The 17826-nt window shown below is 68.5% G+C and carries 12 protein-coding genes and 1 pseudogene; 4 read left to right on the forward strand and 9 right to left on the reverse strand.

Going from position 1 to position 17826, the window contains the following annotated elements; all coding sequences use genetic code 11:
* Positions 1-156: 156 nt before the first annotated feature.
* The gene (locus AC3WLN_RS08865; protein ID WP_492480654.1) at positions 157-1236 is read left to right on the forward strand and encodes a helix-turn-helix transcriptional regulator; all 1080 of its coding nucleotides are present in this window, start codon (positions 157-159) and stop codon (positions 1234-1236) included.
* Here the strand turns inward: AC3WLN_RS08865 and AC3WLN_RS08870 are convergent.
* A complete protein-coding gene (locus AC3WLN_RS08870) occupies positions 1211-2179 on the reverse strand; it encodes a PfkB family carbohydrate kinase (RefSeq protein ID WP_492480655.1) in 969 nt (322 codons plus the stop codon). The genes AC3WLN_RS08865 and AC3WLN_RS08870 overlap by 26 nt on opposite strands.
* 157 nt (positions 2180-2336) lie before the next feature.
* On the opposite strand from AC3WLN_RS08870, the gene AC3WLN_RS08875 reads away from it, so the two are divergent.
* Complete coding sequence (locus AC3WLN_RS08875) at positions 2337-3041, forward strand: GntR family transcriptional regulator (RefSeq protein ID WP_492480703.1); 705 nt, start codon at positions 2337-2339, stop codon at positions 3039-3041.
* A 33-nt stretch (positions 3042-3074) separates the two neighbouring features.
* Here the strand turns inward: AC3WLN_RS08875 and AC3WLN_RS08880 are convergent, their stop codons facing one another.
* The 4 genes from AC3WLN_RS08880 to poxB all read right to left on the reverse strand — a co-directional run bounded on the left by AC3WLN_RS08880 (position 3075) and on the right by poxB (position 11064).
* Positions 3075-5063, reverse strand: a complete 1989-nt coding sequence (locus AC3WLN_RS08880) for a cytochrome C oxidase Cbb3 (protein ID WP_492480656.1) — start codon at positions 5061-5063, stop codon at positions 3075-3077.
* A 915-nt stretch (positions 5064-5978) separates the two neighbouring features.
* Positions 5979-6599, reverse strand: a complete 621-nt coding sequence (locus AC3WLN_RS08885) for a DUF2290 domain-containing protein (protein ID WP_492480657.1) — start codon at positions 6597-6599, stop codon at positions 5979-5981.
* A 35-nt stretch (positions 6600-6634) separates the two neighbouring features.
* The gene (locus tag AC3WLN_RS08890; protein WP_492480658.1) at positions 6635-8764 is read right to left on the reverse strand and encodes a DEAD/DEAH box helicase; all 2130 of its coding nucleotides are present in this window, start codon (positions 8762-8764) and stop codon (positions 6635-6637) included.
* A gap of 539 nt (positions 8765-9303) precedes the next feature.
* Positions 9304-11064 (reverse strand): ubiquinone-dependent pyruvate dehydrogenase, encoded by a 1761-nt coding sequence (gene poxB, locus AC3WLN_RS08895; RefSeq protein ID WP_492480659.1) that lies wholly within the window; start codon positions 11062-11064, stop codon positions 9304-9306.
* Between the two features lie 256 nt (positions 11065-11320).
* Between poxB and AC3WLN_RS08900 the strand changes: the two genes are divergently transcribed.
* Together AC3WLN_RS08900 and AC3WLN_RS08905 are read left to right on the forward strand one after the other, a co-directional pair.
* Complete coding sequence (locus tag AC3WLN_RS08900; RefSeq protein ID WP_492480660.1) at positions 11321-11602, forward strand: PilZ domain-containing protein; 282 nt, start codon at positions 11321-11323, stop codon at positions 11600-11602.
* An 83-nt stretch (positions 11603-11685) separates the two neighbouring features.
* Positions 11686-11943, forward strand: coding sequence for a PilZ domain-containing protein (locus AC3WLN_RS08905; protein WP_463779464.1), 258 nt, complete (start codon positions 11686-11688; stop codon positions 11941-11943).
* Between the two features lie 2 nt (positions 11944-11945).
* Here the strand turns inward: AC3WLN_RS08905 and AC3WLN_RS08910 are convergent, their stop codons facing one another.
* The 4 genes and pseudogenes from AC3WLN_RS08910 to AC3WLN_RS08925 form a co-directional block, all read right to left on the reverse strand.
* On the reverse strand, positions 11946-13229 hold the full coding sequence (locus tag AC3WLN_RS08910) for a hypothetical protein (RefSeq protein WP_492480661.1): 1284 nt from the start codon (positions 13227-13229) through the stop codon (positions 11946-11948).
* Positions 13226-15001 (reverse strand): alpha/beta fold hydrolase, encoded by a 1776-nt coding sequence (locus tag AC3WLN_RS08915; RefSeq protein WP_492480662.1) that lies wholly within the window; start codon positions 14999-15001, stop codon positions 13226-13228. The genes AC3WLN_RS08910 and AC3WLN_RS08915 overlap by 4 nt, the downstream gene beginning before the upstream one ends.
* A 10-nt stretch (positions 15002-15011) precedes the next feature.
* Positions 15012-17447 carry a glycosyl hydrolase 2 galactose-binding domain-containing protein gene (locus tag AC3WLN_RS08920; RefSeq protein WP_492480663.1) on the reverse strand — a complete coding sequence of 812 codons (2436 nt, stop codon included), beginning with the start codon at positions 17445-17447 and terminating at the stop codon, positions 15012-15014.
* A 9-nt stretch (positions 17448-17456) separates the two neighbouring features.
* A pseudogene (locus AC3WLN_RS08925) lies at positions 17457-17826 on the reverse strand (DUF1839 family protein); the annotation flags it as partial.

The raw sequence follows: 17826 nt of genomic DNA on the forward strand, positions 1-17826 counted from the left end.
GCCCGGGCACCGGCCCGTCATCCCCCGCTTGCTCCGGGACATCATCCGTTTGGGGGATACCGTTGCCGGTTTTGGACTGATATTGGTCTTATCGCGATCGGTTGGACCAGTATTCGGCCCGATCACTCCTGATTCAGATCAGCATGGGGCGGGCCGGTGCGGGAAGCTCTTATCGACCGGATCTACGAGGCCGCCGGCACGCCCGAGCTCTGGCCGGACGTCCTCCAGTGCCTCGGCGACACCGCGCAGTCGGATGGCGGCGTGCTCATGGTGCTGCCCCCCGTCGGCATGCCCCGCTGGATCGCCTCCCCGGCCCTGGAGCGGCGCCTGCGCCACCACGCGTCGGCGGCCTCCTGGCGCGGCAGCGGGCGCACGGCGCAGTGGCGCACCCTGGCCCATGCGGGCTTCGTGCGCGACGTCGACCTGGTGCCGGGCTCCTATGACGGCCGGAGCTGCCGGATCGACGAGCCGTTCTGGCAGGTGGGCACCACGATCGCCCTGCCCACCGGCGACGTCGCCATCGTCACCGCCGAGCGCCGGGCCGAGGCCGGCCCGCACGAGCCCGCCCTCCTGCCCCGGCTCGACGCCCTGCGCCCGCATCTGGTGCGCGCCTGCCAGCTCAGCGCCCAGTTCGGCTCCGAGCGCGCCCGCGTCACCACCACGGCCCTCGACCGGATCGGCCTGCCCGCCGCCATCCTGTCGGCCTCGGGCCGGGTGCTGACCCTGAACGGCCGCCTGCAGGACTGCGCGGAGGTGCTGCCCGCGAGCCAGCACGGCGGCCACCTGTTCCGCAGCCTGGTCAACAGCAAATCCCTGCAGGACGCGATCGCCAACGTCGCCGGCGGCCGGCGGGCGGCCCAGACCATGCCGGTGCGCAGCTATTCCGACCGCCGCGGCCACATCGCCCACATCCTGCGCTTCGACCGGCATCCCGGCGACGTCTTCGACGCCTCGGCGGTGCTGCTGATCCTGGTGCAGGTCGGGGCCCGGGCGGCCCCGGACGACGGCCTGCTGAACCTCCTGTTCGACCTGACCCCGGCCGAGGCGCGCCTGCTCCAGGCGCTGGCCGGGGGCTCGCGCCTGCAGAGCTATGCCGAGAGCGTCGGCGTCCAGCCGAGCACGGTCCGGACCCAGCTCACCTCGATCTTCAACAAGACCGGCACCAAGCGGCAGGCCGAGCTCCTCAGCATCGTCGCCTCGCTCTCGATGTTCAGCGGGTCGTCGGCCCCGTGCTGAGATGCGGCCCGGCCCCGCCCCCCGGCCCGTCGAGGAAATCCGCCAGCGCCCGCGCGCTCGGGAAGGCGTCGAAGGCCCCGAACTGACCGGTGGCGAGCGCCCCGCAGGCCGCCGCCTGCCGCAGGGCCTCGCCCAGCGGCCGCCGCGCCAGCAGGCCCGCCATCAGGCCGGCCGCGAAGGCGTCGCCCGCCCCCACCGTATCCACCGCCGCCACCGCGAAGGCCGGCTGGCGCAGGGGCGGCCGGCCGGGGCGGAACGCGACGGCGCCGCGCTCGCCCAGGGTCACCACCAGCAGGTCGAGGCCGCCCGCCAGCAGGGCCGCGATGGCCGGCGTCGCGGCCCGCGCCTCGGCGACGGCCTCGGGCGGGCCGAGCCCGAGTTCGGCCGCCTCGACGGCGTTGACCACCAGGATCGCGGTGTCGGCCAGGATCGCGGGGTCGAGGGCGCGCACCGGCGAGGGGTTGAGGAGCGTCGGCAGGCCCCGCGCCCGGGCCAGGGCGAAGGCCTCGCGGATGGGGGCGTCGGGGGATTCGAAGGTCGCCGCCACGAGGTCCGCGTCCCGGATGCGGGCGGCGGCCGCCCGGACATCCGCCGCCGTCAGGGCGAGGTTGGCGCCGAGGCAGACCGCCAGGCAGTTCTCGCCGGCCGGATCGACGAAGGCGACGCCGGCTCCGGTCGAGCCCGCATGCGGCACCAGCATGGCCTCGGAGAAGCCGACCCGCGCGAAGGTCGACCGGACCACGGGGGAGAAGACGTCCTCGCCCACGGCGAAGAGCCCGTCCACCGCCACCCCGAGCCGGTGCGCGGCGAGCGCGAGGTTGAAGCCCTTGCCGCCGGGCTCCGCCAGGAAGGCCGAGCCGCCGAGGGATTCGCCCGCCTGCGGCAGCCGCGCGACCTTGACCGAGCAGGCGATCACGAAACTGCCGACGACGAAGACCCGCATGGAGCACCCCGATCCGATCCGATATAACATCCCTACCGGAGGTCGATCGGACGTGCGCCCCAGAAATCGGACGATACACGGCGGGGTCGGGCCGGATTTCGCGGGGGACGGGCGTCCCTCGGTGCTGTCCCTCCTGCGGTTGCGCGGCGACACCGCGATGCCCCTCTACCGGCAGATCGAGGGCCAGCTGCGCGAGCTGATCCTGTCGGGCTCGCTGCCGCCGGGCGTGATCCTGCCGGCCGAGCGCCAGCTCGCCGACAGCCTCGGCGTCAGCCGGGTCACGGTCCAGCGCGCCTATGCCGAGCTGAGCGACGACGAGCTCCTGGTGCCGCGCGGGCGCTCGGGCTTCCTGGTGCGGCGCCGGCCCGAGCCGGTGCGCCCGGGCATGGACCGGCTCAAGGGCTTCACCGAGGAGATGCGCGAGCTCGGCAAGATCCCGTCCTCGCGCATCCTGGAACGGGTGGTGACCGAGGACCGCTCCATCGCGTCGATCTTCGGCCTGCCCTCCACGGCCCCGTTCCTGCGCCTGACCCGCGTGCGCTCCGGCGATGGCGTGCCGATGTCCCGCGAGGTTGCCTGGTACAACATCCGCGCCGTGCCGGCCCTGGAGACCGGCGACCTCTCCGGCTCCGTCTACGCCTTCCTGGCCGCGCATCCGGGCGGCCGCCTCGTGCGCTGCGAGCAGACCGTCGAGGCGACCCTGCCGACCCCGGCCGAATGCGAGATCTTCGCCTTCGACCAGCCCCTGCCCTGCCTGCTGATCAAGCGCCACAGCTACAACCAGGACTCGACGATGATCGAATATGTCGAGGGCCTGTTCCGGGGCGACGTCTACCGCTACCGCCTGAACCTCAGCACGTAGGGCGGCCGCGCAGGGGTGCGGGGCCGGCCGGGCTCAGGGCACCGGCACGTCCTGCGTCAGGCCGTCGATGGAGAGGAGGTAGGCGAGCAGGGCCGCCTGGTCGCCGGCGGCATAGCCGGCGGCGGCGTCGACCCAGTAGGCGTGCCCCTCTCCGGTGACGCGGGCGAGGCGCGCCGTGGCGGAGGCGCGGTTGGCGGCCACGACTCGGCCGCGCAGGTCGCGGTCCACCAGGGCGCGCAGGCTGTTGCGCGGGTCCGGCGCATGGCCGCGCCCCAGGGTGCCGGAGACGCCGAGCTCGCCCGCCGGGTCGGCCCCGACCGCGACGCCGCCGTCGTGCAAGTAGGGGGCCGACCAGGCGAGGCCGACGAGGTTCGGGACCTTGTAGCCGCCCTCGCTGCCGGCATGGGCCCAGCCGAGCTGGACCTGCTTCAGGGCCTCGCCCTCCAGGGGGATCGGCACGATCTTCGGGTCGGCCGGCAGCGGGAACGGCGTGTCGGTGGCGAACATCGCCGGGGCGGCGAGGCGCGCCTCCATCTTGGCGCCGGCCCGGGCCCGGGTCGGCTCGGTGCCGATCTCGCCCACGGGCACGATCCGGTTGTTGGTCAGCGCCGGGCCGGCATGGCAGCCGGCACAGCCGGCCCGCTCGAACACCGCGCGGCCGGCCTGCACCGCGTCCTTCCGGTTGTCCTGCCCGTCGTCCTTCCCGTCGTTCTGCCCGGCCGGGGGCGGGCGCAGCAGGTTCTGGAACGCCGACATGGCGTTGTTGGCGAAGTTCGCCGGCTCCCCGGCCGCCGAAGCGAACAATCCGTTGTCGGTCATGTAGTTCGTCGCCGGAAAGCTCGGCAGGACGGCGTAGCGGTTGAGGCCGGGCGAGCCCGGCGTCGGGTCGAAGGCGGACAGGATCGCGCTCGGCCGCGCGGCCCCCTTCGGGTCGTAGCGCAGGGCCGGGTTCACCGCCCCCTGGAGCAGGATGCCGAGGTAGAGGTCGGGGTCGAGGCCGAACAGCCAGGGCGCGGCGGCGGCGAGCTGCGTGGTGTCGGAATTGGCCGCGTGCACGTTGTTGTTCAGCGACGACAGCCCGTGGAAGGGCCCCACCGCCTCGCGCCCGCTCCAGCTGTAGGGCTCGCCGTAGGCCGAGAAGCTCGACGGGATCGAGGTCGGGTTCGTCACCCGGTCGGCGGAGGAATCGAAGCTGCCCGGCGGCCAGCTCGCGACCTGGACCTTGGCCGCCGCCTCCAGCCTGTCCCGATCCGGCAGCACCGCCCGTCCCCCGTCGGCGGTCGCCACCGTGCGCGACGGATCGCCGGCGAGGGCTGCGAGATCGACGCTGCCGTGCATGAAGTAGGCGGAGGCGTTGGCCGAGAGGGCGAGGAGCAGGCCGGCATTCAGGTCGGCGTTCGGCGCCCCTTCCACGACCTTGCCGGACTTGGGATCGACCGCCGCGTGGCAGAGCGCGCAGGTGATGCCGAGGCGCAGGTGGCCGCGGTCGTAGAAGGTCTTCAGGCCGATGATGCCGAGCCCCCCCGCCGCAACGTCGAGGCCGGTGGAGACGAACTCGCCCTTGCGCCACTGGCGCTCGCCGATCCGCACGTCTTCGGCGACGCGGACCTGGAGGTCGTTCGTGGCGCGACCGCCGAGCAGCAGCACGGCGCGGGCGACCTCGTAGGGCGTCAGGGCGCCGTCGAGCATGCCCATCACGTCGGTGAGGAAGACCTCGTTCCCGAAGGTCTCGGTGTAGAAGGCCTCCCGCCCGCGCGCGACGACGGCCTCGTCGATGGCGAAGGCGCCGGCCTCGGGCGACAGCGTCCGGCGCCCCGCCTCGGTGGCGCCGAGCGCCTGCGCCTCCTCCCGGCCGATGCGGCGGCCGAGCACGTCGTAGGCCGTGCGGATCCGGTAGCGCTCGGGATTGGCGAGGTCCTCGCGCGCCGGCATCGGCGCGTAGCCGAAGCGGCCGAGCCCGGCCAGGCCGACACCGGCGGCGAGGGCGACGAGGGCGCCGACGATGAGAGAGCGGGAACGCATGCCGTGGATCTGTCTCCGGCCTGCAGGGGCCCGCGATCAACGGGCAGTGACGGCCACGGTTCGATGACAGATGCGCGAGGCGCCGCGCGTCCTACCCGGGCTCGGTTCGTCCGGATACTCCGCCCCCGGGAACGGCAAGGAAACGGACAAGCCGGCGCCACTGGACCAGGCCCCGCCTGCGCGCTCCGCGTCCGGGTTGGGTGGATTTTTGCCAATCTGCTTTTGGGAGGCGGATACAGGCAACCGAACGTTCGCTGGATTCAAACGAACGACCGCTTCGCGCCAGGAGCGGAAATCGGTGTGACGCCTATAAGCGGGCACCACAAAGGCTGGAACTGACCTTCCGTTGGCGGCCTACTACTGGGTTTCGACGACCTGGCAGGGCCGATCGGGCCTCGGGCTTGAAATACAGCGCGCCACGGTCCTCCGCTTCTGCGACGCTGAAGGCTTCACCATCGTGTGAGAGCTAACCGAGGTCGAGTCGGGCAAGGGCGCCAATGCCCTGGACCGTCGCCCCATCCTAGCCCCCCCCGGCCGAGGCGCGCCGCCGTCTGCGCCCGGTAGTGGCTGCGAAGCTCGATAGGATTAGCCGAGACGTGTGCTTCATCTCCCAGCTAATGAGCGAACTCGGGCGGCGCTCGCTGCTGCAATAGCACAAGGCGTGCGGCTCGGTGGGCATCACCCTCAAAGCCTTAGCGACTGGGGCCGCCCTGCCGGTCGGGTAGCGTAGGGCGAGCACATCCAAGGGTATGCCATACTTCTGGCGCCTGTCTATCGCGAGCGGCAGGCTGAAGGCGCAGTGTCCTTCTGGGATCGCGCCGCTTGGCTTGTTGCATTGGGCATTACTACACCGCGCGGCGGCGCTCGAAAGGCCACCGCTTTTCGAGGAATTATAAAAAATATAATTAAAATTGATTAGGTTGAGAAAAAAGCGATTCCACGCTCTTTATCAGTGATAGTTTCGGAGAAAGCTGGGTCATCACCGGGATCTGGTAATCCGACGCTTGTCAAGGCGGGAAAGTAAAAACTCCTTAGAACGAATCTCATGAATTTTAACGGAGAAAGAGGGGCATTAACCGGAATTCTACACTGTTTGTACTGGCCCAAAGTCACATGCGATTTCGGATGATCGATCTCAATATGCTCCTCGTCGAGATCTGAAAAATCGAACCTGACAGGAAATCTGACGAGATATCGTCCCGTTATCTCTGCAAAAACTGCATCTTTCTCATAACTATCAGCCGCGTCTTCATATGAATCTAGGTGGGGAGAAGGAAACAGAGCGAGTCGGTGGCTGTGAATTCTATTTCTCCTAAATGAGTATACCATCTGAATAAGAGACCCATCTATGAGGCGCAAATTATATGCTTTCGCCTCATCAAGAGCGATGTACACTTCATTATATGGTACATCTCTTAGGCTGATGGAAAGATCGGGAGACCCATCAATGTATATTTCTTGTCCCTGCTGACCCACATTCTTGATGGCCGGAAAGTTCTGCTGATTTGAAAGGCCAGCTCGTATCGTTTTGCTCATCACGTCGCGGATATTCTGAATCGTTTGCTGCGGAGTCATTTTCCGGCTCCCAGCACTTTCAGAAGCTGTGCGCGAAGTGAGGATGGCAAATCCTCAAGCTTTACTTCACCTTGATCAAGGGCGTTAACTACGTCTCTCAGATCGGAAACCTTCTTCGAAAGTTTTTCCTGCTCAGCACGCGTCAGGTCCCGGTTGATGGTTCGCAGTTCTCTACGTTTTGCTTCATTTGGGTAGATGAAATTCAGACGGAAGTCGTTTTCTTTTACTCGGCCGAACTCCCGGATCATTTCATCCATTCGTGGCCCAACACCAAGCACACGAACCCAAGCCTTTGAGCGAGTAATTGCCGTAAAAATCTGGCTTCTTATACGGGTCAATTCAGCAGGTAAATAGGCGCTATAACAGTCCTGAGCGTTGATTATATAAACCATCGCCGCTTCATTTCCTTTTGCACGAAAGATGCCTGTGAAGGTCACAACATCATTTTCGAAGAAAACGTCGGGAGACCCTGAAACACCTGCTAGGGACGAGTTGATGTTATGGTCGAATAGAGCGGCCCGCGCGTCTGAAACCGCTCGACGCGTCGTTAGCGGATCTGGATTGATTACTATGATATCTTCTGGAGATAGGTCCTCTTCGGCAAGATTCTTCCGAATATCCTCTACGAGCCATGCCGTCTGTTCAACGGAATTATCGAAACGATTGAATGAAATTAAATCATCGACAGGCGAATGCTCCTCGAGAAAGAGGGGGCTTGTCTCGGAACTGCGAGCTAAAGACACTCGCTGATCATCTTTTAGCTGACCTTCGCGCACATAATAACCCACATCTTTCCAGAGGTGGGCTTGATCGAACGTTGCGATTAAGCCACCCGGTTCTCTGTAGACTCCGAATCCAAGTGCATGTGCAGTAGCAAGGATCGGCCTCGAATTCCGATAACAAACACGCAAAATTATATCCTGCCTCGGCTGCCCCGGAGCCTCCTCAGCAAACTTAACGAGTGGCTTTCCAGCTGCATCGGCACCGAATAACTCATCTGGAGGAGGAAGCGTCGCATTGTTCAAGCTCTGCAACTCATCGTAGGCATATACAAGCCTTTTAGGAGCTCTAAGCGAGTGATAACAAAGTTGGAGGAATGAGGGCGGTAAATCTTGAGCTTCATCGATCAAGATTGCATCATAAATCTGCGCAGGCTTCACAGATTTTGATAGCGCATCCTTGCAAGCTCCATCGAATTCACGACCCTCTCCGAAAGCGTTTTGGGCAGATTTGAAATCATAATATATAGTACTATTTGTTTTAGTAAATTGGTAGTACATTCCTGTCGGCGTGCTGGGTGAACCCCAAGAATGAATGATGTCGATTCTGTCCCAATCGGGCTCTTCACTGGTCTGCTCAATGACAAAATTATTCACGAGCCGTGTAAATTGATCTCGAAGCGACCGTGTATTAAAAGTTATTGCGATTTTCCAATCTGGATGCTGGGCGTGCAAATATGCAACTTTGAGAGCAAGTACAATTGTCTTTCCTGATCCCGCCAGGCCTCTTATCCTTTGGACGCCATCAACCGTTTCGATAACGGCAGCGCTCTGATGAGCATCAAGATTGGCAATGGAATCATTCAGCCTTTGAAGCTTGTCGCCTCTTGAGTCAGGCTTCTTAACGTCCTTGCGCCGCTTGCCCTTCCTAATTGTCGAAAGCGCTTGTATCGCGGAGGCCATAGCAGGATACGTGTCTTCGCCAGTCCAGACGATATCTTTCACAAAATCAACTATTTGAGGGGATGAAAAGAACGGATAATCTCCTTTTACCTCGTCTTGTGTCGACGAAGCCGGTGCATAAGTCACAGTTGTAAGAGTCGGGAGCAGGGTTCGTTTTTTTACTAGTGGCTGATATTGTATCAGCTTCGACTGCAGCTTAGAAAACATATTGTCTTGTCGCTGCCCATAGTCGCCAAGTTCCTTGCCCTCGACGACATCGAACAACACCGCTCCATGCTGGGGACTTAGCAATATAGCGTCGAAAGGAAAAGCGCCGTCGGGTGTACCTAGAACTGGGTATCCGATGTAGAGGGTACCATCTAGCTCGGAATCTGCCTCCATAAGAGAAGCTAGCTTCCGCGCTGACATCGGCTTCGTCGTGCTGCCCCAGACCGTCGTCGCCATCGTCCCAACTCCGCTTCAGCTATGCGTAATACGGGAGAATGGGATGGGTGGCGAGCCTGCTTGCTGCGCCGTTGGGCCCTGGCGCCCATACCGGCTCGGGCGAGGCCTCGATCGCCGACAAACGCACTTGCTCGCCCGGTGAGAGTTGAAAAGTCTGCGAAAGCGAACGACGCCGTTTAGCACCGCCTTCTTCGATCCGGCTCGAATGGTCAGACACTCAAGCTTTAGCAACCTGGGTGGGGACCGGCCCGTTCAGGTTGGCCAGGCTGCCAGTAAGCAGACCTTTCTAAGGTCAGTTAAGGGTCAATTATTGCCGTTAAGCAGAGATGCCGTACATGTCCGCTTTCAGGCGACGCTCTTAGCAACATGTATGGCGGGGTTGGGTCGAAACTGGCCCCTCGACAGGAATCGGGCGCCGGACATTGACGGTTCGGAATCCGGCGCGCTGGAGGATCGGGCCGTCCCTCGATCGGTGAGGGCGCCGATCCCCGAAGCCTCGCGGAGCGAGGCGCGCCGCCGCGTGGCCGGCGCGGCGCCCCTCAGCGGAGCAGGTTGGTCTTGGCGAGGTCGAGCACGGAATCGCCCCGGCCGCTCATCACCGCGCGCAGGACGTAGAGGCTGAAGCCCTTCACCTGCTTGCCGTCGATCTTCGGGGGCATCGAGAGTTCCTGGCGGGCCACCACGCAGTCGAGGAGGGCCGGGCCCGGATGGGCCATCACCTCGCGGACCGCCGTCTCCAGCGCGGCCGGGTCCTCGACCCGGACGGCGTGGATGCCGGCGCCGCGGGCCATGGCGGCGAAGTCCGGGTTGTCGAGGGCGACCCCGGTCTCGAGGTAGCCGGCGGCCTTCATCTCCATTTCCACGAAGCCGAGGGTGCCGTTGTTGTAGACCACGATCTTGAGGGGCAGCTTCTGCTGGCGCAGGGTGAGGAGGTCGCCCATCAGCATGGTGAAGCCCCCGTCGCCGGAGAGCGACACCACCTGCCGGTCGGGATAGGCCGCTTGCGCGCCGATGCCCTGCGCCATGGCGTTGGCCATCGAGCCGTGCACCCAGGAGCCGATCAGCCGGCGCCGGCCGTTCATCTTGAGGTAGCGGGCCGCCCAGATCGTCGGGGTGCCGACATCGGCGGTGAAGACCGCGTCGTCGGCGGCCGCCTCGCTGACGAGCTTCGTCAGGTATTGCGGGTGGATCGGCTGGTGGGCGGACTTAAGGCCGAACCAGCCCTTGGCCGGCGCGCCGGTGGCGAGGTCGTTGAGGTCTTCGCGGGCCTTGGCATAGTGCTTGAGGGCAGCGTCGAGATGCTTGCGCTCGGTCTTGGGCGTCAGCTTGGGCAGCAGCGCCCGGAGGGTGTCGTCCACGTGGCCAACGAGGCCGAGGTCGAGCTTGCAGCGGCGCCCGAGCTGGCCCGGGCGGATGTCGACCTGGGCGATCTTGGCGTCCTGCGGGTAGAACTGCCGGTAGGGGAAGTCGGTACCGAGCATCAGCAAGGTGTCGCAGGACATCATCGCGGCATAGCCCGAGGAGAAGCCGATCAGCCCGGTCATGCCGACGTCGTAGGGGTTGTCGTACTCGACCACGTCCTTGCCGCCGAGCGCGTGCACGATCGGGCTCTTCAGGGCCTCGGCGAGCTGGAGCAGCTCGGCATGGGCCCCGGCGCAGCCGCGCCCGCAGAGCAGGGTGATCCGCTCGGAGCCGTTGAGGAGGTCGGCGAGGGCGTCGAGCTCGGTCTCGGCCGGGCGCACCACGGGCCGGGGCGGGATCAGCCCCGCATTGGGGGCGACCCCGCGGGTCGGCGCGTCCATCAGGGCGACGTCGCCGGGGATGATCACCACGGCGACGCCGGACAGGCCGATCGCCGCCCGCATGGCGTTCTCCAGCACCTGCGGCAGCTGGGAGGCGTCGCCCACCATCTCGCAATAGTGGCTGCACTCGCGGAACAGCTCGCCCGGATGCGTCTCCTGGAAGTAGCCCGAGCCGATCTCGGCCGAGGGGATGTGCGCCGCGATGGCCAGAACCGGGGTGCGGGTGCGGTGGCAATCGTAGAGGCCGTTGATGAGGTGGACGTGGCCCGGCCCGCAGGACCCGGCGCAGACCGCGAGCGTGCCCGAGAGCTGGCTGTCGGCCCCCGCCGCGAAGGCCGCCACCTCCTCGTGCCGGACATGGACCCAATCGATGGTGCCCCGCGCCCGCAGCGATTCGGTCAGCGCGTTCAGGCTGTCGCCGACGATGCCGTAGATGCGCCGGACGCCGGCCTGGTCGAGGGTGTCGACGATGAGATCCGCGACGGTGACGATCTTCATGGGACTCGGCTCCGGTTGTCCCCTGCCGAACCGGGCGTCGCGGGCCTCGGTTCCAGCCGAGGGTTGTGCCGCGCGCGCATCTGTCATCCGGGGCGGCCCGGACCGCGCGACCTCGACACGACCCCGCCGTATCCCGACGCGTCGTCCGCCCCCCGCGATTGCGCGGGTGCCGACAATTTGAGCGACCGGATTAGCGCGTCCTTGCGGGCCGGCGACGATTCCTGGAGCGTCAGGTCCGCTTCGAGATCCGCCCCCCATGCGCGCTCTTCCGTACGCTTCCCCCCTCCCCGCTCCCTCGCAGGAGCGCCGCGCCACGCCTCGGTTCCGATCCGACGAGACCGGCAGCATCGCCATCGACGAGCACACGCAACTCGCCTGTCTGGTGCACGACGTCTCCCTCGGCGGCGTCAGGATCACCCTGCCGGACGCCGACCGCGTGCCGAGCACCTTCCTGCTCGAGGCGCCGCCCCTGGACGGCATCAAGGTCTGCCGGGTCGTCTGGCGCACCGACGAAATGATCGGTGCGCAGTTCGGATGACGTCGCGCGGCCCGGGCGCGATACCGACTCGTAACCACTCCTGCATTACGGACGTACAACCGCAATCACCACGGCATCGCGCGATGGAAGAGAGACGATCCGAATCCCGGACCCGCACGTTGCTGGCGGGCAAGATCGCGTTGCAGGGCGGCGGCGTCATCGACTGCACCCTGCGCAACCGCTCGCAGTCCGGCGCCCGCCTCCGGGTCGCCAGCGTCGTCGGCATCCCGGACCACTTCACCCTGCTGGTCGAGATGCAGGGCGAGCGGCGCTCGGCCCGGGTCGCCTGGCGCAAGCCCGGCGAGATCGGTGTGCAGTTCGTGGACGAACCCGCGCCCTGAGCCTACCCGACCTCCAGCACGGAGAGCCGGTCGCTGACCGCCAGGGTCAGGGCCTGGGCCGGCGCAAGCGGCTCCACGCGGACGACGCCGTCGTCGCCGAAGCGGTGCAGCCGCAGCCGCCGGGGCGGCCCCGAGAGGCGCAGGTCCACCGGGCGCGGCGCGACGTCCGGACGGGCTGCCCGGGCGTTCCGGTCCCAGCCGTCGAGCCCGAGCCAGAGCGGAACCAGCAGGGCCCCGTCCGCCCGCCGGAAACGCGCCGCCACGAGGTCGGGTACGCCCCCCGGAAGCGCGACGTCGAGGCGGTCCCGGGGAACCGCCTCCTCCTCCGCGCGACCGCCGAACAGGCGCATCAGGCCCCGCACGGCCGCGAAGGACGCTGTCGGCGTCCCGTCATGGGCGAGGAGTCCGAACCGGCTTTCCGGGTCGGCGTCGCCCCGGTCGAAGGAGGCGATCAGCTCGTAGAGGTAGGTCCGCCGCACGCCCTGCAGGTAGCTCCACAGCAGCAGGCGCGGCAGGTAGCGGGCGCGGATGCCCTCCGAGACCGGCAGGTGGGCGCTCTGGGTGGCCAGGGCGGTGTGGTAGCCGTTCTCGGTGACGATCGCCGGGGCGCTGCCGAAGACCGGCCGCACGGCGGCGAGGAAGCCGTCGAGGCTCCCCGCTCCCCGGGTCTCGGGGTGCTCCAGGCCCGGATAGGCATGGACGTTGGCGAGATCGACGGAGCCGGACAGGTTCTCCGCGGCCGCGATGTGGCCCTGGATGTAGCTCGGGCCGGCGACCCGGACGGAGCGATGCCGCGGGTCGCCCCGCACCGCGCGGAACAGGGCCGCCTGGTGCTCGGCGGAGAGGCGGGCGAGGCCCGGCCGCGCGGCCACCGGCGGCTCGTTGCCGCCTTCCACCACGACGAGCCCGTCCTCCGCCCAGTCGGCGATCTCGGCGAAGCGCTCCGGCGGCACCCGCGGACCGGGCGTCGATCCGTCGTAGAAGATCAGGCTGAAGCGATAGCCCCGGCGAGCGAGCCCCGCGATCCGCTCGAACTGCCCCGAGGGCTCCGACCCGACGAGGACGATGTCGTCGCGCAGGTGGCGCACGCCGAGGTCGTCAAGGGCGGCGGCGCAGGCGGCGAAGCGCTCGACATAGGGCGAGCCCCCGTGGCCGAGATGCACGTTGATGCCGATGGCGTCGACGAGATCCACGCAGCGGTGCACCGGCGCGGCCGCGGCCTCGACCCGCGCCGCGAAGGCCCCGGCCGTCAGGGCCAGGGCCCCCCGGCGGGTGAGGCCCCTCACGCGAGGCCCGCAACGGCGGAGAGGCGGGAGCGGGTATCGACCGGAAACCGGGCCTCGGCCCGCGCGGCCGCAGCCTCCTGGACCGCGCGCAGCAGGTCGCGCAGATGGGTTGCGAGCATCGCCTGCGCCTCGGCCGAACTGAAGTTGTGGTCGACATCCGGCACGATCGCCACCGGCGCGCCGAGGCGTCGGTCGGCCCGGCCGGGCGAGCGCCCGAGATGGCGGCGCAGGGCTGCGAGCCCGGGATCGCCGGCACTGTAGACGAGGCGGATCTCGGCACCGCGCCGCCGCAACCGGGCCACCCGCCGGGCGACGGAGCCACCGGGGGAAATGGGTTTCACCAGGCGCCGCAACCGCCGCACGGCTCCCTCGAACCCGCGCCTGGCGAGGGTCGCCCCGATCGCCCGGACCTGGATCTCGCCGCGCAGGAGCCGCCGCCACGTCGCCCCGCGCTTCAGCAGCGCCGCGTAGGTGCCGGTGCTGCCGAAGGTCTGGCGGATCACGGCGTCGACATCCTGGTCCGGGTCCCAGTCGAAGCAAAAGGGATTGATCAGGAGCGCGCCGTCGACCCGCGGGTCGCGGCAGAGGGCCTGGAAGGCCGCATAGGCGCCGCTGCAATTGCCCACGAGGACGATGGGTCCCCGGGTCTCCGCCAGATGATCGAGGGCCCGGCCCACATCCACGAACCCGTCCGGCGCGTAGGGCGGCTTGCGTGCGTCCGGCCGGCCACCGCTGTCTCCGATGCCGGCGAGATCGAAGCGGAAGGAGGATACGCCCTCCCCGGCGAGCCTGCGGGCGAGCTCCGTGATCTGGCGGCCCCAGCCCGAATGCACCGTCATGCCGGTGGAGACGAACACCACCGTCGGTGCGCCGGAATCCTGCCGCCGGGGCAGGCAGCGGATGCCGAACAGGTCCGGCCGGAACCGGGCTGGCACCTCGGACCAGCCGGCACCGTCCAGGCGCGCCGGGGCGAGGCGCAGCGGATCGATGGGGCCGACGATCGTGACGCCTTCCGTCGCGAAGGCGGTGATGCGATCGAAATCGGCCTGCGGGATCTCGGCGAAGATCGGGTCGCCGACCAGGAGGGGAAGCCCAGGCAGCGGCCCCGTCTCGACGATGCCGCCGAGGGCGGTCAGGCGTCCCGCCAGCGTCCGCGTTTCGGGCGCGAGAAGCAGGGTCCGCGGGGCCGGCGCGCGCGTGATCGCGGCGGCCTCGAGGGCGCCGAGATCGGCCAGGAAGGCCGGCCCCAGGCGGAAACCGCCGACCGACAGCCCGTCGGGGTCCGGCTTCGGTGCGCCGCCGTCCGCGACGCCGCCGACCGTCCGGGCGCGCAGGCGCATCTCGCGGAGATAGGCTCGCCCCGTCGGCGCGGGCGCCAGCAGGACCAGCCGGTCGACATCCTCCTCCTGGGCCGCCAGGAGGGCGAGGTTGGCGCCGAGCCGGAGGCCGACGAGGACGATCTCTTCGACGCCGGTCGTCTCCCGCAGGAAGCGCATCGCCCGTCGGATCGCCGCGACGTTGGCCGCCACCCGGGCCTCACCGGGATCGCCCGAATTGCCCTCCCCCGGATAGTCGAACCGCAGGGCCGGGCAGCCGCCCGCGGCGATCCTGTCCGCCAGGGCGCGCCACGGGCGGTGGGCGGCCATCTGCTCGAAGCCGGAGGCGCCGCACAGGACGACGCCACGCCGGCCGGCCGCCGGATGGATCCAGCCGAACAGGTCGTCGAAGGTCACGGGAACGGCGGCCTCGGGCGCGGTATCCGGGGCGGTCATGGAACGGACCTCAGGCATCGTGGCCGAACCTCACGGTTTCTTGGCTGTTGAGGGCACCGACCACGCCGCGCGGAAGCCGGGTTTGGCCGGGGAAGCTGACCAGCCTCTCCGTCCCCGGCGCGAGGTGGAAGCCGCTGTCGCAGGGCCGCGCTCCGGTGCTCCGCACGCTCACCCCGAGGGCGAGGTGGTCGCTGGCGATGCGCAGGGTCGGCACGGGCGCGTCGACCACGGGCGCGACGCGCAGGCCGATCGCCTCGGGCGCGATGGGTCGGATGCCGGGGAAGTGGAAGCTCTCGGCGATCAGCGTCCCGTCCGGCGTGGTCAGGCGGGCCTGCGCGACGTCGTGGATGCGGGGACCGAAGCGGTAGCTGTCGGTGGCGTCGAAGAAGCGGCCGAGCATCTCGGCGGAGGACAGGGTGAGGGAGGTCCGGGGACCCACCGTGACGTCGCGCTCCGCCCGTGCCGCAACCTTGCCGGCGCAGTCCGCGAAGGTCAGCCCCAGGCGAAGGTCCAGGGCCTCGGCGGTCTCGTTGTGGACGTGCAGGTGAAGGCCGCTCAGGCCCTCGTCCGAGAGGGTGACCTGCACCGGGCGGAACGCGCGCTTCAGCGCGTACCAGCCCGACTTCGGGGCCTGCGTCCAGTCGATCACGCCCCAGCCCGTGCCCGGCCCGAGGTCGCGCAGGAACCAGACGAGACCGCCGGCGGTCGGCGAGCGCGCCCGGCGCCACTCGGCGAAGGTGGCCTCCATCACCTCTGCGACGGCGGCGCGGCCGAGTTCGAGGTACCGCTCCGGATTGGCGGTACGCAGGGCGGCGGGATCGACGTCGTAGAGCAGACCGACATAGTGGTCGCGCACCTGCTCGAAGTCCCAGTCGGCGCCCCTGTCACGGGGGATGCCCTGGTCCCAGTGCGGATCGGACGGGCTCGTCCGGCCCAGCGTCGCCGGCTCCGGCAGGTTGGCGAAGGCCAGGCATTCACTGGCAAAGCCCACCTCGGCGCGGCGGGCGTCGTCCAGGGGCCGGCGGTAGGCGCCGACGCCGTAGTAATGGGTGCAGCCCGCGCTCGGGGAAAACGGCAGGTCGCCCCCCGATGGCGAGTTCGGGACTGCGACGAGGTCGGGGCGCCACGCGGCCACCAGTCGCGGCAGCGCGTCGGCGCAGAACGTGTCGGCCCAGACGGTCCGCGGCGCTCCGAGCATCGCCGCCTGCTGCCAGACCTCGCTGCCGCCGCAGAGCACGGCGAGGGCGGGTGAGAGCTGCGTGCGGTCGAGGAAGCTCCCCACCTCGCCGGCGAGGGCGGCGGCGAAGCCGGCCGCGTCGTGCGGATAGTCGAAATTCGCCAGCATCAGGTCCTGCCAGACCAGGATGCCGGCGGCGTCGCAGAGGTCGTAGAAATCGGGCGCCGGGTAGAGGGTGGTGCCGGACACGCGCAGCATGTTCATGCCGGCCTCGCGGGCCAGTCCGACGAGGGTGGCGCAATCCTCGCTGCCGAGGCCGACGAGGTCCGAGGGCGTCCAGTTGGCACCCCGGCAGAACACCGGCACGCCATTGACCGCGAGCGCCAGACCCTCCTCGAAGGGCCGCGCCAGCGACAGGGTGCGAAAGCCCGTGCGGCCGAGTTCGAGCGTCGCGCCGTCGACGTCCACACTCACCGGGTGCAGATGGGGCGTGCCGTGGGTATGGGGCCACCAGGGCGCGATGCCCGGCAGCGCCAGTGTTCCGGTGAACAGGCCCGGCTCGGATTCCATCAGAGCCGCGGCGCGGCCGTCGCAACGGAGGGTAACGGAGGCGGGCCGGCCGGAAATCCGCAGGCGCGCGACGAGCCGGCCGGTCGCGCCGTCATAGGCGGCGCGCAGGTCGGCCTCGTCCACGCCAGGGCACGAGGGTTCCACCGTCACCGGGCGAAAGGGGCCCACGAGGTCGATCTCCGGGCACCAGCCCGGCATGAAGCCGAGGAGGCTCGTGCGAACGTGGCGCAGGGAGCCGGGTGTGATCATCCGTGGACGCCAACGTCCGCGCTTCGATGGGCGGTCGAGATCCGCCTTGAGCGACCGGAAGCAGAGGGCGAGATCGGCCCCGGGCCGGAGATCGGCCTCGACGACGTGGGGCTCGAACATCGAGCGGGAGATCAGTACGGGAACGCCGTCGAGCCAGATCTCGGTGAGGGTCGCGAGGCCGTCGAAGCGCAGGCGCGACGGGCCGCCCTGGGTCAGCCGGGTCCGGTACCAGGCGTCCTGGTCGTGGAGCGGCGTCGGTGTTTTCTCGGACCAGCGGCCCGCCGTGCGGAGGGCGGCGGCCACGGTGCCAGGCACCGGGGCGGGAATCCAGTCGGCGGCGTCCGACAGGTCGCCCGGGCCGGCCCAGGCGCCGGCTGGCGTCAGGGCGAGCCGCCAGGGGCCGTCCACGGCCTGCGGGGTCACACCATCGATGGATCGGACACGGGCCACGACCCTCCCCTACCCGCCTAAGGCGCGGTCGAGGGCCGCGAACACGTCCTCGTAGGTTGACGCGAGGCGGTCGAGGCGCGGCGCCAAGCCTTCGGCGCTGCGCCGGTGGAAGGCCCGGGCGAGCTGGAACTGGAACGCCTTGGCTTCGACGGCGAGGCGCGTGGCCGCGTCGAAGGCCGGGGCGAAGGTGCCCGCGCCCGCCGCTTCGAGCCAGACGAGATGGCTCGCCAGCATCTCGAAATTCGCGCCGAGCTGGCGCGTCGTGTTGAAGGCGTAGGCGTGGAAGACGCCGAGGGGCCGCTGCACCAGGGCCGGCGCCGTCCGCGCGAGGGTGTCGCGAAACGCCAGGACCGGGTTGCGCCCGGGCGCAACCCGGTCC

The organism is Methylobacterium sp. FW306-05-D (genome assembly GCF_058782155.1).